This is a genomic window from Sphingomonas cynarae, assembly GCF_039537815.1.
GTDB classification, from domain to species: Bacteria; Pseudomonadota; Alphaproteobacteria; order Sphingomonadales; family Sphingomonadaceae; genus Sphingomonas; species Sphingomonas cynarae.
In genome coordinates this window covers 173,346-188,298 of record NZ_BAABBF010000004.1, presented here as the reverse complement: position 1 = coordinate 188,298, position 14,953 = coordinate 173,346, and the positions used below count along the sequence as shown (strand labels likewise).

Here is a 14,953-nt window from a genome sequence, read left to right as displayed (position 1 = left end):
CCGATCAACCCGCAATGGCCCAGGTGACCGCGGCAGTAAGCCCGATCAGCATGACGAAGGCATAGGAATAGAGATATCCCGATTGTAGCTTGGCCGCACCGCGTGCGCCGAACTGAACCAGCCAGGCCGATCCATTCGGACCGAACCGGTCGATAGTCTGCTCGTCACCCCGGTGCCACAGCAAACGACCGATGGCGAAGGCAGGCCGTACGAAGATCAGATGATATAACTCGTCGAAATACCATTTGCGTAGCAGGAAACCGTACAGGACACGGAACTGCTCGGCCATCGCAACCGGGAAGGCGGTGTTGCGGATATAGGCGTACCATGCCGTCAACAATCCCAGCAGCATCGCGATCGTCGCGGACAACTTAATAGCCACCGGCACTTCGTGCATCGCGTGCATCAGATGCTCGCGGAACGCCAGCGCGCCGCGCCAGAAATGCTCGCCCGACTCCGGTTCGATGAAATAGCTATGGAAGGCAAAGCCAGCGGCGACCGCGCCGACCGACAGGATGCCAAGCGGCACCAGCATCGGGATCGGGCTTTCGTGCGGATGGTAGCCACCCGTACCGACCGGCAGATCTCGTTGCGCAGGACCATGCGTGGAGGGAGCGTCGCCCGCATCCTCGGCCTGTGCGGGATTGCCATGGCTTTCGTCGGCATGATGGCCATCGTTGCCGTGGCCATGTCCGTCATGAGCACCATGCCCATGGGCATCATGCAACGCATGCTGGATATGTTCCGACGCAGCCCAGCGCGGAGCGCCCCAGAAGGTCAGGAACATCAGCCGCCACGAGTAGAAGCTGGTCAGCAGCGCCACCAGTACACCGACGAACCACACGCCCGGCTGACCGGCCGCCCAGCTTGCCTCGATAATCGCGTCCTTGGAATGGAAGCCGGCAAAGCCGATGCCCAGCGGATTTCCGAATACCGCCGGCAGGCCGACGCCCGTGATGGCCAGCGTACCCATCATCATCGCCCAGAAGGTCAACGGAATCTCCTTCCGCAGGCCACCATAGAACCGCATGTCCTGTTCGTGATGCATCGCATGGATCACCGACCCCGCGCCCAGAAACAACAGTGCCTTGAAGAAGGCATGGGTGAACAGGTGGAACATCGCCGCCCCGTATGCACCCACGCCCGCGGCAAAGAACATGTAGCCGAGCTGGCTGCACGTCGAATAGGCGATCACGCGCTTGATGTCCGTCTGCACCAGACCACAGGTCGCGGCGAACAGGCACGTCGCGGCGCCGACGATACGCACGACATCGAGCGCAACCGGTGCGACCTCGAACATCGGCGACAGGCGGCAGACCATGAACACGCCTGCGGTCACCATCGTCGCGGCATGGATCAGCGCCGACACCGGGGTCGGCCCCTCCATCGCGTCGGGCAGCCACGTGTGGAGACCAAGCTGCGCCGACTTGCCCATCGCACCTACGAACAGCAGCAGGCACAGGACTGTCATGGTATCAAAGCGGTGTCCGAGGAACCCGATGGTCGATCCGGCCATACCCGGCGCAGCATTCAGGATTTCTGGAATCGACACCGTGCCGAACACCAGGAAAGTGCCGAAGATACCAAGCATGAAGCCAAGATCGCCGACCCGGTTGACTACGAACGCCTTGATCGCAGCGGCGCTGGCAGACGGCTTACGGAACCAGAAACCGATCAGCAGGTAAGACGCCAGACCGACGCCCTCCCAGCCGAAGAACATCTGCACCAAGCTGTCGGCCGTCACCAGCATCAGCATCGCAAAAGTGAATAGCGACAGATAGGCGAAGAACCGCGGTTGATCCGGGTCCTCGCTCATATAGCCCCAGCTATACAGGTGGACGAGCGCGGACACGCTGGTGATGACGACCAGCATTACCGCCGTCAGCGCATCGACCCGCAGCGCCCAGTCGACGGTCATGTCGCCCGAGACGATCCATGTCAGTACCGGCGTGACGCTGGCGACCGACGATCCCGACAGGAAGCCGATGAAGATCGGCCATGACAACGCGCAGGAAACGAACAACGCGCCGGTTGTGACGACCTTGGTGGGCACGAAACCCAAAGCCTTGTTGCCCAGCCCCGCAATGGCGGCCGCCAGCAAGGGCAGAAAGACGATAGCGAGGATCAACCGTTTATCCCTTCATCCGGTTGACGTCGTCGACCGCAATGGTGCCGCGACCGCGGAAATAGATCACGAGAATCGCCAGCCCGATAGCGGATTCGCCGGCGGCCACCGCCAACACGAACATCGCAAACACCTGCCCGACGAGATCGCCGAGATAGGCCGAGAAGGCGACGAGATTGATGTTCACCGCCAGCAGGATCAACTCGATCGCCATCAGGATGACGATCAGGTTCTTGCGGTTCACGAAGATGCCCAGCACCCCCATGGTGAACAGCACGGCAGCTACGACCAGATAATGGATCAATCCGATCACAACTTCACCCCCTGCCCGATCGGCGGCTGAACGTTGCGCGTCGCGTCCTGTGGACGCCGCGCATTCTGACGGGCGATATTCTGGTACCGGCTGCCGCCGCGTTCACGGTGGGTCAGCACGATCGCTCCGATCATCGCGACCAGCAGCACAAACCCCGCCGCCTCGAAGACGAAGACATAGCGCGTATAGAGCAGATTGCCGATCGCCTGGATATTGGGCACCGTCGGATCGACCGGTGCAGCCCGACGCGTCAGGTCGATCTTGCCGGCGCTCCATGCGCCCAGCGCGATCATCACCTCGGCCGCCAACGCCACCGCGATCGCAAGGCCGATACCGGCGTACCGTGCCACGCCGGCCCGCAACTGGGTAAAATCGATGTCGAGCATCATCACCACGAACAGGAACAGCACCGCGACCGCGCCGACATAGACGATGACGAGGAGCATCGCGATGAACTCCGCCCCCACCAGCACCATGAGGCCGGCGGCGTTGAAGAAGGCCAAGATCAGCCACATGACCGAATGGACGGGATTGCGCGACAAAATCGTCAGCGCGCCCGACACGATCACCACGGCGGCGAAGAGATAGAAGGCGATTGCCTGGATCACGCGGTCAGGCCCCCTTGCCTGGCGTTTGGAACGAAGTGGGCGCGCATTAACGGTATGGCGCGTCGGCGGCAAGGTTTGCCGCAAGCGTCCGCTCCCAGCGATCGCCGTTATCGAGCAGCTTGCTCTTGTCGTAGATCAGTTCCTCGCGCGTTTCCGTCGAGAATTCGTAGTTTGGCCCCTCGACGATCGCATCGACCGGGCATGCTTCCTGACATAGGCCGCAATAGATGCACTTGGTCATGTCGATGTCGTAGCGAGTCGTCCGGCGGCTGCCGTCGTCACGCGGCTCGGCTTCGATTGTGATCGCCTGTGCCGGGCATACCGCCTCGCACAACTTGCACGCGATGCAGCGTTCCTCCCCATTGGGATAACGGCGCAACGCATGCTCGCCGCGAAACCGTGGGCTGACCGGGTTGCGTTCGTAGGGATAGTTGATCGTTGCCTTGGGCTTGAAGAAATAGCGCAAGGTCAGCGCGTGTGCCTTTACGAACTCCACAAGGAAGAACGACTTCACATATTGCGCGACACTCATGACCCGAATCCTACGCGCATCCACATCAGGACGCCCGATACGAGGAAAACCCAGAACAGCGACACTGGCAGAAACACCTTCCATCCCAGTCGCATCAGCTGGTCGTAGCGGTACCGAGGCACGGTTGCCTTGATCCAGCTGAACACGAAGAAGAAGAACATCATCTTGGCGAACAGCCAGATGATCCCCGGCACGGCGTAAAGCGGCGCCCAATCGAGCGGTGGCAACCAGCCCCCCCAGAACAACGTCGCATTCAACACGCACATCAGGATGACGTTGGCATATTCGCCAAGCCAGTAGAGCGCGAAGCTCATCGACGAATATTCGGTCTGATAGCCTGCGACCAGCTCGGATTCCGCCTCGGTCAGGTCGAACGGCGCCCGCTGCGTCTCCGCCAGCGACGAGATCAGGAACATGATCGCCATCGGGAACAGCAGCGGGTTCAGGAAGAAGCCGTTGATCGGTGTGTTCAACACGCCCTTCTGCGCCATCACAATGCCGCTGAGGTTGAACGTACCCGACCACAGCACGATCGAGATCAGGATGAAGCCGATCGCGACTTCATAGCTGACCATCTGTGCTGCCGCACGCAACGCCGAATAGAACGGATATTTGGAGTTGGATGCCCAGCCGGCAAGGATGATACCGTACACGCCGAGCGATGAGGCCGCGAGGACATAGAGCAGCCCGACATTGATGTCGGCAAGCACCACCCCCGCCTGGAACGGCACCACCGCCCACACGATCAGCGCGACCGTGAAGGTGATGATCGGCGCGATCAGGAACAGGCCCTTGTTCGCTGCCGACGGGATGATCGTTTCCTGCAGGAAGACCTTCAGGCCGTCCGCGAACGATTGCAGCAGGCCGAACGGGCCGACGACGTTGGGACCGCGACGCAATGCCATCGCTGCCCAGATCTTGCGATCGGCATAGATGATCATCGCCACAGCCAGCATCAGCGGCAGCGCGATGACGAGGATGCCGACGATCGTCGCGACGAACCAAGCCCAGTCATAGGGCAAGCCGACGGTGGTATTGAAGAAAGCGGTCATTCCGCGGCCTCCGCGAACGTCTCGCCATGAACCAGTTCGGCCGAACAACGCTGCATCGTCGGCGATGCGCGGCAGATCGCGTTGGTCAGATAGAAATCCTTGATGGGATAGCCGGCAAGCACGCCCGAGGGCGTGCCGTCGAGCGTCGGCGCCCGCCAATCGAACGACACCAGCCCCTGTTCGCGCAATGGCGGCACTTCGGCAAACATGGCCTCGCGCACGCCCGCGAAGCTGTCGAATGGCAAGGTCACGCCCATCGTATCGGACAGCGCCCGGAAAATGCTCCAGTCCTCACGCGCGTCGCCCGGCGGGAATACCGCCCGCTCACCACGCTGGACCCGACCCTCCAGATTGACCCAGGTGCCCGACTTCTCCGCGTAGCTCGCACCCGGCAGCACTACATCCGCCGCCGCTGCGCCCTTGTCGCCGTGATGGCCGACGAACACCTTGAATCCGGTGAAGCGGCTGAAATCCACTTCATCCGCGCCAAGGAAGAATGCCAGCTTCGCATCGTGCAGGTCGGCGATCCCGCCCTGCCGTGCATAACCGAGCATCAGCCCGCCCATCCGCGAGGCCGCCATATGGACGACATTGAAGCCGTTCCAGTCGGGCTTTACCAGACCCAGCGTCTCGACCAGCTTCACGGCGGCGCCATGCGCGCCCTTCAGTGCCGCACCGCCGATGATCACCATCGGCTTCGTCGCGCCGGCAAAGGCGTCCAGCACCGCCTGCGGCAGATTGCCCAGCACCGACAGATCGGCGCCCAGCCACTCCACCTTATAGGTAAGGTCCGTTTCCGGCCCAATCGCGAAAACCTTCGCACCCTTCTTGATCGCCTTGCGGACGCGCGTATTCACCAGTGGCGCTTCCCAGCGCAGGTTGGTACCAACCAGCAGGATCGCATCCGCTTCTTCGGTACCGGCGATTGTCGTGTTGAAGTTCACCGCCGCCAGCGACGACGTATCATAATCCATGCCCGTCTGCCGGCCTTCGAGCAGATCGGACCCAAGCGCGCGAACCAGCGCCTTGGCCGCATACATGGTTTCGCAATCGACCAGATCGCCGGCAACCGCCGCGACATGACCGCCATGCGGCACCGCCGCGATGGCGGCGAATGCCTCGTCCCAACTCGCCGGAACCAGCTTGCCGTCACGCCGGATGAACGGCCGGTCGAGCCGGCGCCGCACCAGACCGTCGACGGCATGGCGCGTCTTGTCCGACGCCCATTCCTCGTTCACGTCCTCGTTGATCCGCGGCACGCAGCGCAGCACCTGCCGCCCACGGCTGTCGAGCCGGATGTTGGTGCCGACCGCGTCCATCACGTCGATCGTCAGCGTCCGGCGCAGTTCCCACGGCCGCGCTTCATAGGCATAGGGCTTCGACGTCAGCGCCCCGACCGGGCACAGATCGACCACATTGCCGCTCAGCTCGCTGGTGACCGCCTCTTCCAGATAGGAGGTGATCTGCATGTTCTCGCCGCGATAGATCGCGCCGATCTCCTCGACGCCCGCCACTTCTTCCGCGAACCGGATACAGCGCGTGCACTGGATACAGCGGGTCATGATCGTCTTCACGATCGGCCCCATATATTTCTCGGTCACCGCGCGCTTGTTCTCGGCGTAGCGCGACGCGCCACGACCGTAGGCGACGGACTGGTCCTGAAGATCGCATTCGCCACCCTGATCGCAGATCGGGCAATCGAGCGGATGATTGATAAGCAGGAATTCCATGATGCCCTCACGGGCATTCTTCACCATTGGCGTCGTGGTGAAGACTTCCTGATTGTCCGCCGCCGGCAGCGCGCACGATGCCTGTGGCTTGGGCGGACCCGGCTTCACCTCGACGAGGCACATGCGGCAATTGCCCGCGATCGACAGGCGCTCGTGATAGCAGAAGCGGGGAATTTCCTTCCCCGCCGCTTCACACGCCTGCAGGACCGTGGCGCCGGCCGGCACCTCGACCTCGATCCCGTCTACCTTCAGCTTGGGCATTATTCCGCCGCTTCCTGCATCGGTGCGAGGTCACCCCCGCGTTCGTGGATCCGGCGCTCCAGTTCGGGCCGGAAATGCTTGATGAGACCCTGGATCGGCCATGCCGCGGCATCGCCCAGCGCACAGATCGAATGGCCTTCGACCTGCTTGGTCACCTGTTGCAGCATATCGATCTCGGACAGGTCGGCGTCGCCGGTGCGCAGCCGCTCCATCACCCGCCACATCCAGCCGGTACCTTCGCGGCACGGCGTGCACTGGCCACAGCTTTCATGCTTGTAGAAGTACGAGATACGGCTGATCGCGCGAACGATATCGGTGGACTTGTCCATGACGATGATCGCGGCGGTGCCCAGGCCGGAGCCAACGGCCTTCAGCCCGTCGAAATCCATCGGCGCGTCGATGATCTGCGCGGCGGGCACCAGCGGCACCGACGATCCGCCTGGGATGACCGCAAGCAGATTGTCCCAGCCGCCCCGGATACCGCCGCAATGCGTCTCGATTAGCTCGCGGAAGCTGATCGACATCGCCTCCTCGACCACGCACGGCTTGCTCACGTGACCGCTGATCTGGAACAGCTTGGTCCCGCGATTATTCTCTGCGCCGAAGCTGGAGAACCATTCGGCGCCGCGCCGCAGGATCGTCGGCGCGACCGCGATCGATTCGACGTTGTTGACCGTCGTCGGGCAGCCATAAAGCCCCGCTCCCGCTGGGAATGGCGGCTTCAGCCGGGGCTGGCCCTTCTTACCCTCCAGGCTTTCGAGCATCGCGGTTTCTTCGCCGCAGATATAGGCACCCGCGCCACGATGGACGAAGACGTCGAAATCATAACCCGACCCGCACGCGTTCTTGCCGATGAGGCCGGCGGCATAGGCTTCCGCCACCGCCGCGAACAACGTCTCCGCCTCGCGGATATATTCGCCGCGGATATAGATATATGCCGCCCGCGCCCGCATCGCGAAGCCCGCAACCAGCGCGCCTTCGATCAGCTTGTGCGGATCGTGGCGGATGATCTCGCGATCCTTGCAGCTGCCCGGCTCGGATTCATCGGCATTGATGACGAGGAAATTGGGCCGCTCCGCCTTTGGCTCCTTGGGCATGAACGACCACTTCGTGCCGGTTGGAAATCCCGCCCCGCCACGACCGCGCAAACCTGATGCCTTGACGACGTCGATGATCTTGTCGTTGCCGAGTTCCAGCAGCGCCTTGGTATTGTCCCAGTCGCCCCGCGCACGCGCCGCGTCGAGATTCCATGGCTGGAACCCGTAGACGTTGGTGAAGATTCGATCCCTGTCGGCGAGCATTACGCCCACTCCCCCCGATAATCATGGTTGGCATCGACCATCTGCCTGAGCGAGGTCGGCCCGCCCTCCGGGCAACTGGCCCGCCGCCCGATCGTCGATCCCGGCTCGGGTGTCTGGCCATTGGCCAGAGCTTCCAGCACCGCGATGGTGCGATCATAATCGAGGTCTTCGTAATTATCGTCGTTGATCTGGACCATCGGCGCATTGGCGCAAGTGCCCAGACACTCGACCTCGGTCAGCGTGAACAGGCCGTCAGGCGTCGTACCGCCCTTCACCAGTCCGCGGTTCTTGCATGCCGCGAGAACATCGTCGGATCCGGCCAGCATGCACGGCGTCGTGCCGCATACCTGCACGTGATAACGGCCCACCGGCGCCAGATTGAACATCGTATAGAAAGTCGCGACCTCGTAAACGCGCATATACGGTACGCCGATCGCGCGCGCGACGAATTCAATCACCGGGACCGGCAACCAGCCCTGCGTCTGCGTTTCCGCCCCGACCTGCCGTTGGGCCAGGTCAAGAAAAGGAATCGAAGCTGATTGCTCCCGCCCCTTAGGATAGCGGCCGAGAATCTCGTTCGCCTTGCGTTGGTTTTCGTCGTTCCACTTGAACGAGCCCCAACGCGCGCGGGTTTCAGCCTCATCGGGGATATGAACGGCATCAGCCATCAGCGGTCACACTCACCAAAAACGATATCCATCGCGCCGAGAATGGCGGTCGTGTCGGCCAGCATGTGGCCGCGGCTCATGAAGTCCATCGCCTGCAAATGGCTGAACGCGGTCGGCCTAATCTTGCAGCGATAGGGCTTGTTGGTGCCATCGGCGACCAGATACACGCCAAACTCGCCCTTGGGGCTTTCGGTCGCGACATAGACCTCGCCGGCGGGGACGTGGAAGCCCTCGGTATACAGCTTGAAGTGGTGGATCAGCGCCTCCATCGAGCGCTTCATCTCGGCCCGCTTGGGCGGCACCACCTTGCGGTCGTCCGATGCGATCGGACCTTCGGGCATGTCACGAAGGCACTGCTTCATGATCCGCGCCGACTGGCGGACCTCTTCCACGCGTACCATGAAGCGATCGTAGCAATCGCCACGCGTACCGACCGGAATGTCGAATTCCATCCGGTCATACACGTCATAGGGCTGCGACTTGCGCAAATCCCACGGGATGCCCGCCGCGCGAATCATCGGTCCGGAAAAACCCCAGGCGATCGCATCATCGCGGCTGACGGTGGCGATGTCGACGTTACGCTGCTTGAAGATGCGGTTATCCGCCACCAGCGAGATCGCATCCTCGAACAGGCGCGGCAGCCGCGTATCGAGCCAGTCACCGATATCGGTCAGCAGCTTCAGCGGCACGTCCTGATGGACGCCGCCCGGGCGCATGTAGTTATGGTGCATCCGGGCGCCCGACGCGCGCTCGAAGAAGTTCATGCAGTCTTCGCGGATTTCGAACAGCCAGAGATTCGGCGTCATCGCGCCGACATCCATGACATGACTGCCGAGATTCAGCATGTGATTGCAAATACGCGTCAGCTCGGCAAAGAACACGCGCAGATATTGCGCGCGCACGGGCACTTCGAGGTCGAGCAACTTCTCGACCGCGAGCACCCAGCTATGCTCCATGCACATCGGCGAGCAGTAATCGAGTCGGTCGAAATAGGGCAGAGCCTGGATATAGGTCTTGGCCTCAATCAGCTTCTCGGTGCCGCGGTGAAGCAGGCCGACATGCGGATCGATCCGTTCGACGATCTCGCCATCCAGTTCCATCACCAGCCGCAAAACGCCGTGCGCTGCAGGATGCTGCGGGCCGAAGTTGATCGTGTAGTTCTGGATCGTCACGTCGCCGGTCGACGGATCGGACGCGCTGACATTGTGCAGCATCTGATCGACATGGGGGTCGATCGTGGTCGTCGCCGGGGCGATCACGGGTGCATCACTCACTGATTCTGCCCTGCCTTGGTGGGAACGACATCGGGATCGCTCGGCTTCGGCGTCGCATCGGATTGCGGCGCGCCCTTGCCGGTATCGGCGGTGCTTTCCGCCGTCGTCTTGGCATAGGGTTCGCTGGATGCCGCGGGCGCCTGCTTCGGCGCGCCGGCCGCGTCCGCCTTCTGAATCTGATCCGCCGTCAGTGGCGTCTGCGCACCCTTGGCCTGGGGCACCGCAGGGCCACTCGCCGGGGCGGCTGCCTTCTCGTCGCCCGGCAGCACATATCCCGCACCTTCCCATGGCGACAGGAAATCGAACGTACGGAAATCCTGCGCCAGTTGCACGGGCTGGTACACGACCCGCTTCTCCTCCTCGGAATAGCGCAGTTCGGTATAGCCCGTCATCGGAAAGTCCTTGCGCAGCGGGTGGCCGCGAAAGCCATAATCCGTCAGAATGCGGCGCAGGTCCTGATTGCCAGTGAACAGCACGCCGTACAGGTCATACACCTCGCGCTCGAGCCAGCCGGCAACCGGCCACAGGCCGGTGACGGACGGAATCGGCTGTTCCTCGTCGGTCGCGACATGCACCTGTATGCGGTGGTTCCGCGTAAGCGACAGCATGTTGTAGACGACATCGAACCGCTCGGATCGCTCGGGATAATCGACCCCGGCGATCTCCATCAACTGCTGATATTCCAGCCCCGGGGTATCGCGCAGCGCGATCATCGCATCGATCAGCCCATCGCGATGGACGTACAACTGCACCTCGCCGACCCGCTCACGCGCGTCGAGCAGCGCCGGGCCAATCGCGCCGCGTGCGACCTCGATCGTGTCGCCCGCGGGCGCATAGGCGGGAGCAGGCGCCCTCACCGTTCGATGCTCCCGCTGCGGCGAATCTTCCGCTGCAACTGCATGATCCCGTACAGCAACGCTTCCGCCGTCGGGGGGCATCCCGGCACGTAGATGTCGACCGGGACGATCCGGTCACAGCCGCGCACGACCGAATAGCTGTAATGGTAATAGCCACCGCCATTGGCGCAGCTGCCCATCGAGATGACGTATTTCGGCTCCGACATCTGGTCGTATACCCGGCGCAGCGCCGGAGCCATCTTGTTGCAGAGCGTACCTGCGACGATCATCACGTCCGACTGACGCGGAGATGCGCGCGGCGCGGCACCGAAGCGTTCAAGGTCATACCGCGGCATGTTGACGTGGATCATCTCCACCGCGCAGCAGGCAAGGCCGAACGTCATCCACCACAGGCTGCCGGTACGCGCCCACTGGAACAGTTCCTCCGTCGAGGTGACGAGGAAACCCTTGTCGGTCAGTTCGCCGTTAAGGCTGTCGAAAAACCCCTGATCGGGCGGCAGCACGCTGCCGTCACCGGCCGGACGGCTGAGTTCGACGGGACCGGAGTGCATGTCGACTACTCCCAATCCAACGCTCCCTTCTTCCACGCATAGACGAGGCCCAGGGCCAGTTCGCCGATAAAGATCATCATCGAGATCCACGCGGTCCAGCCGATGCTGAACACGCTGACCGCCCATGGATATAGGAACGCCGCCTCCAGATCGAAGACGATGAACAGGATCGCGACGAGATAAAAGCGCACGTCATAGCGACTGCGCGAATCCTCGAACGCGGGAAAACCGCACTCATATTCCGAGAGCTTCTGCTCGTTCGGCTTGTGCGAACCGGTGAGCCGCCCGACCGCCATCGGCAGAAACACGAACGCGCTGGAAAGCAGGATCGCGACACCAAGGAACAGCAGGATCGGCAGATATTGCGACAGGTCGACCAATGGGCATCTCGCAAGTGCGAACGGATAGTGATCGCTTTAGGCCGGTGAAGCCCAAGCGGCAAGGTTTGCGAGCCATGAGAATAACTCGCAACTGGCAACGGGCCGACCGGCCGAGGCCTACCGCGCCGTCAGCGCAGGGCGCCTGCCACCAGCTTGTGCAGCTTGGAGTGAAGCGCATCGTTGGCCGCAAGCATTTCCTTGCGCTCCAACGGCTTGTCGCCACCACGATAGTCGGTGACGAAGCCCCCGGCTTCCTTGATGAGCAATTGGCCGGCCGCCACGTCCCACATCTGCAGGTCCGATTCCCAGAACCCGTCGAATCGCCCCGCCGCCACCCAGGCGAGGTCGAGTGCCGCCGCGCCCAGGCGCCGGATGCCGGCCACTTCGGGCGCGACCGCGCCAAAGATGCGGCTCCATTCGACGAAGTCGCCATGACCCATGAAGGGGATGCCGGTCGCGATCAGGGCCTCGCTCATGTCGCGGCGCGACGATACACGCAGCCGCTGGTCGGTCAGCCATGCGCCACGACCTTTTTCCGCCCAGAAGCTTTCGTCGGTCAGCGGCTGATAGACGAGCGCGGTCGTGATCTCACGCTTGCCGTTCGGCATCGGCTCCTCGACCGCGATCGAGATGCAGAAATGCGGGATGCCGTGGAGGAAGTTCGAGGTGCCGTCGAGCGGATCGACGATGAAGCGCGGCTTGTCGGGATCGCCCGCCACCTCGCCTCGCTCCTCCATCAGGAACCCCCAGTCGGGGCGCGCACGCGACAGTTCCTCGTAGATCGTCTGCTCGGCACGCTGGTCGGCCTGGCTGACGAAATCCGCCGGCCCCTTGCGGCTGACCTGCAACTGCTGAACCTCGTTGAAGTCGCGTCGCAGCCGCGGCGCTGCCTTGCGTGCAGCCCGCTCGATGACGGTGAAGAGACCGGAATGGGAAGGCATGGTAGTTTTCCTTCTCCCTCTCCCTTCAGGAGAGAGGGGCAATTAGCGCGTCACAGGCAAAGCCCGTGCCGTCGGTCGAGCGGGGCTCGCCGGCCGGACTTGCTGACGAGACAAATAGCTATGCTATTCGTCTCGTCAGCAAGCCTCAATCAGCGCGCCGAACGTACGTCTGCTCGTATACGTCTACCACGATCCGCGTACCCGCGCCGATATGCGGCGGCACCATCACGCGGACGCCGTTGTCAAGGATTGCGGGCTTGTAACTGGACGAGGCCGTCTGACCCTTTACCACCGCATCGGCCTCGACGATCATCGCCTCGATCGTGGAGGGCAGTTCTACCGAGATCGGACGTTCGTCGTACAGTTCCAGCACCACATCCATGCCGTCCTGCAGGAATGCGGCGGCATCGCCGAGGATGCCGGCATCCAGCGTGATCTGTTCGTAATTGTCCTTGTCCATGAAGGTCAGCTGGTCGCCGTCCTTGAACAGGAACTGGAAATCCTTGGTATCCAGCCGTACCCGCTCCACCGTCTCGGCCGAGCGGAAGCGGACGTTGTTCTTGCGTCCGTCGATCAGGTTCTTCATCTCGACCTGCATGTACGCGCCGCCTTTGCCAGGCTGCGTGTGCTGGATCTTGACCGCGCGCCAGATGCCGCCTTCATACTCGATGATGTTGCCGGGACGGATGTCCACGCCGCTGATCTTCATGACTGTACCTGCTGGAAAGAGCGATGGCGCGACTTAGCGTTGCACAGCCGTTCCGGCAAGCAAGGGATAGGGATTGATGTCCTGGCCCTGCCACCACCCCTCATCGGCCCGCATCCGCTGTACGCCGAAATGCAGGTGGGTATTCCCCGGCCCAGCATCGCCGGTATCGCCGACATAGGCGATCGGCTGGCCCGCCCGCACCACCGCCCCCTCATCGATTCCAGCCGCATAACGGGACAGATGAGCATAGTAATAAATCATGCCCCGATCGGGCGACCGGACATAGAGCGTCGTGCCGCCGAGGTGGCTGTCGAACAGTTTCTCGACCATGCCGTCCGCCGCCGCCAGCACCGGCGTACCGCCCGGCGCCATGATATCGGTGCCGTGGTGCGCCCGCGCGCCGCCCCCGCGGGCATCGCCCCAGCTATCGGCGATCGCCGCCGGCGCGACGCCCGCCACCGGGATCACGAGCGACGCGGGCGTACGGATGAACGGGTTTGCACGGCGTAAGCGCTCCCGCACGCCCGGTTCGCCGTCGCCCGAAAAGGACAGCATCGACAGGAAGCCGCCTACCACCAGCACCAGCGCGATCAGGATGCCCCAGCCGAGCTTCGTCATCCTTGGCTATTCCTGGAAGATGGCTGGCGTTCCCGGCTTCGCCATCACCGACAGCCGCGCCACATCCCAGTTGGTCAGCCGCACGCAACCATGGCTTTCGCTGCGGCCGATCAGTTCGGGATTGGGGGTGCCATGGATGCCATAATGCTTTTTCGACAGGTCCAGCCAGACCACCCCGACCGGCCCATTGGGCCCCGGCGGCAGTTGCGCCTTATCGTCGCTCTTGTCGGCATCCCAGAACAGGGCGGGATTGTAATGGAACTTCGGATTATAATCCGCGCCCTTGATCGTCCATTTACCGATAGGCAGCGGATCGTGCTGCGATCCCGTCGTCACCTGAAACTGTGCGACCAGCTTGTCCGCCTTGTCATAGACGCGCAGCACCTTGTCGGATTTGTCGACCACGATCCTCGACGCCTCGGGCTGCACCGCATCGACGTTCAGCATGTTGAGCGTCGCCCGCCATTCGTCGGTCCGCTCGGGGTCATAGGCGCGACTGGTCGGCAGCACGTTCGGAAACACCACCTTGGTGCCGGGCATCAGCATCGTCTGCGGGCCGTTCAGCTCCACCAGTACGCGCGGCGTGGTGTGGAACATCTCCGCCAGTTTCTCCAGCGGGCTGCGATAGTAGAGGCCGGGCAGCTTCGCCTGGTCGACCTCGCTCTTCGGAATTTCCGGCAGATACGGCCCTGCGAGCACACGGGCGTTCAGTTCGAGCGTCCTGGTCGCCTCGGTCCCCCAATAGGGGGCTAGCGCCTGCATGGTCGGCGCATCGGGTTGCCCCGTCACCGGCAACCCGCGACTTTCCTGAAACCCCTTGATCGCCGACGTCAACGACATGCCCGCCCGCCCGTCGATGACGCCGGGCGAGAAGCCGAGACGATCGAGTACGACCTGCATCTTCAGCAGGTTGCGGTCGAGCGGGATTTGTTTCCCGCGGGAAACTTCCGGCTGCGCTATTGCGGGCGCGGCAAAGCCGAGGGCGAGCAGGAGCAGAAAACGGCGCATGGATGTTCCGATCAGACTGTTACGC

The 14,953-nt window shown here is 62.7% G+C and carries 16 protein-coding genes; all 16 read right to left on the bottom strand.

Annotation, left to right across the window (positions count from 1 at the left end; all coding sequences use genetic code 11):
* Positions 1–4 precede the first annotated feature (4 nt).
* The 16 genes from nuoL to ABD719_RS10090 all read right to left on the bottom strand — a co-directional run bounded on the left by nuoL (position 5) and on the right by ABD719_RS10090 (position 14,928).
* On the bottom strand, positions 5–2,128 hold the full coding sequence (gene nuoL, locus ABD719_RS10165) for an NADH-quinone oxidoreductase subunit L (protein WP_344693260.1): 2,124 nt from the start codon (positions 2,126–2,128) through the stop codon (positions 5–7).
* Positions 2,129–2,132: 4 nt separating this feature from the next.
* Positions 2,133–2,438, bottom strand: a complete 306-nt coding sequence (nuoK, locus tag ABD719_RS10160) for an NADH-quinone oxidoreductase subunit NuoK (protein ID WP_192123320.1) — start codon at positions 2,436–2,438, stop codon at positions 2,133–2,135.
* Entirely contained in the window at positions 2,435–3,046 is a 612-nt protein-coding gene (locus ABD719_RS10155) for an NADH-quinone oxidoreductase subunit J (RefSeq protein ID WP_344693259.1), read from the bottom strand. Before ABD719_RS10155 ends, nuoK begins: the two co-directional genes overlap by 4 nt.
* A 46-nt stretch (positions 3,047–3,092) precedes the next feature.
* Positions 3,093–3,578, bottom strand: a complete 486-nt coding sequence (gene nuoI / locus ABD719_RS10150) for an NADH-quinone oxidoreductase subunit NuoI (RefSeq protein WP_344693258.1) — start codon at positions 3,576–3,578, stop codon at positions 3,093–3,095.
* On the bottom strand, positions 3,575–4,630 hold the full coding sequence (nuoH, locus tag ABD719_RS10145; protein ID WP_344693257.1) for an NADH-quinone oxidoreductase subunit NuoH: 1,056 nt from the start codon (positions 4,628–4,630) through the stop codon (positions 3,575–3,577). The genes nuoI and nuoH overlap by 4 nt, the downstream gene beginning before the upstream one ends.
* Complete coding sequence (gene nuoG / locus ABD719_RS10140) at positions 4,627–6,621, bottom strand: NADH-quinone oxidoreductase subunit NuoG (RefSeq protein ID WP_344693256.1); 1,995 nt, start codon at positions 6,619–6,621, stop codon at positions 4,627–4,629. The genes nuoH and nuoG overlap by 4 nt, the downstream gene beginning before the upstream one ends.
* Positions 6,621–7,922 carry an NADH-quinone oxidoreductase subunit NuoF gene (nuoF, locus tag ABD719_RS10135; RefSeq protein WP_344693255.1) on the bottom strand — a complete coding sequence of 434 codons (1,302 nt, stop codon included), beginning with the start codon at positions 7,920–7,922 and terminating at the stop codon, positions 6,621–6,623. Before nuoF ends, nuoG begins: the two co-directional genes overlap by 1 nt.
* A complete protein-coding gene (locus tag ABD719_RS10130; protein WP_344693254.1) occupies positions 7,922–8,590 on the bottom strand; it encodes a complex I 24 kDa subunit family protein in 669 nt (222 codons plus the stop codon). Before ABD719_RS10130 ends, nuoF begins: the two co-directional genes overlap by 1 nt.
* On the bottom strand, positions 8,590–9,804 hold the full coding sequence (locus ABD719_RS10125; RefSeq protein ID WP_192124228.1) for an NADH-quinone oxidoreductase subunit D: 1,215 nt from the start codon (positions 9,802–9,804) through the stop codon (positions 8,590–8,592). The genes ABD719_RS10130 and ABD719_RS10125 overlap by 1 nt, the downstream gene beginning before the upstream one ends.
* A 56-nt stretch (positions 9,805–9,860) precedes the next feature.
* Positions 9,861–10,721: an NADH-quinone oxidoreductase subunit C gene (locus ABD719_RS10120; RefSeq protein WP_344693253.1), complete on the bottom strand. Its 861-nt coding sequence runs from the start codon at positions 10,719–10,721 to the stop codon at positions 9,861–9,863.
* The gene (locus ABD719_RS10115) at positions 10,718–11,272 is read right to left on the bottom strand and encodes a NuoB/complex I 20 kDa subunit family protein (protein ID WP_344693252.1); all 555 of its coding nucleotides are present in this window, start codon (positions 11,270–11,272) and stop codon (positions 10,718–10,720) included. The genes ABD719_RS10120 and ABD719_RS10115 overlap by 4 nt, the downstream gene beginning before the upstream one ends.
* Positions 11,273–11,277: 5 nt before the next feature.
* Positions 11,278–11,652 (bottom strand): NADH-quinone oxidoreductase subunit A, encoded by a 375-nt coding sequence (locus ABD719_RS10110; protein WP_344693251.1) that lies wholly within the window; start codon positions 11,650–11,652, stop codon positions 11,278–11,280.
* A 128-nt stretch (positions 11,653–11,780) separates the two neighbouring features.
* Positions 11,781–12,593, bottom strand: coding sequence for an inositol monophosphatase family protein (locus ABD719_RS10105; protein ID WP_192123342.1), 813 nt, complete (start codon positions 12,591–12,593; stop codon positions 11,781–11,783).
* Positions 12,594–12,738: 145 nt separating this feature from the next.
* Positions 12,739–13,302, bottom strand: a complete 564-nt coding sequence (efp, locus tag ABD719_RS10100; RefSeq protein WP_192123347.1) for an elongation factor P — start codon at positions 13,300–13,302, stop codon at positions 12,739–12,741.
* 33 nt (positions 13,303–13,335) lie between these two features.
* Positions 13,336–13,920 (bottom strand): M23 family metallopeptidase, encoded by a 585-nt coding sequence (locus ABD719_RS10095; protein WP_344693250.1) that lies wholly within the window; start codon positions 13,918–13,920, stop codon positions 13,336–13,338.
* Positions 13,921–13,926: 6 nt separating this feature from the next.
* Positions 13,927–14,928: a L,D-transpeptidase family protein gene (locus tag ABD719_RS10090; protein ID WP_344693249.1), complete on the bottom strand. Its 1,002-nt coding sequence runs from the start codon at positions 14,926–14,928 to the stop codon at positions 13,927–13,929.
* Between the last annotated feature and the right edge of the window lie 25 nt (positions 14,929–14,953).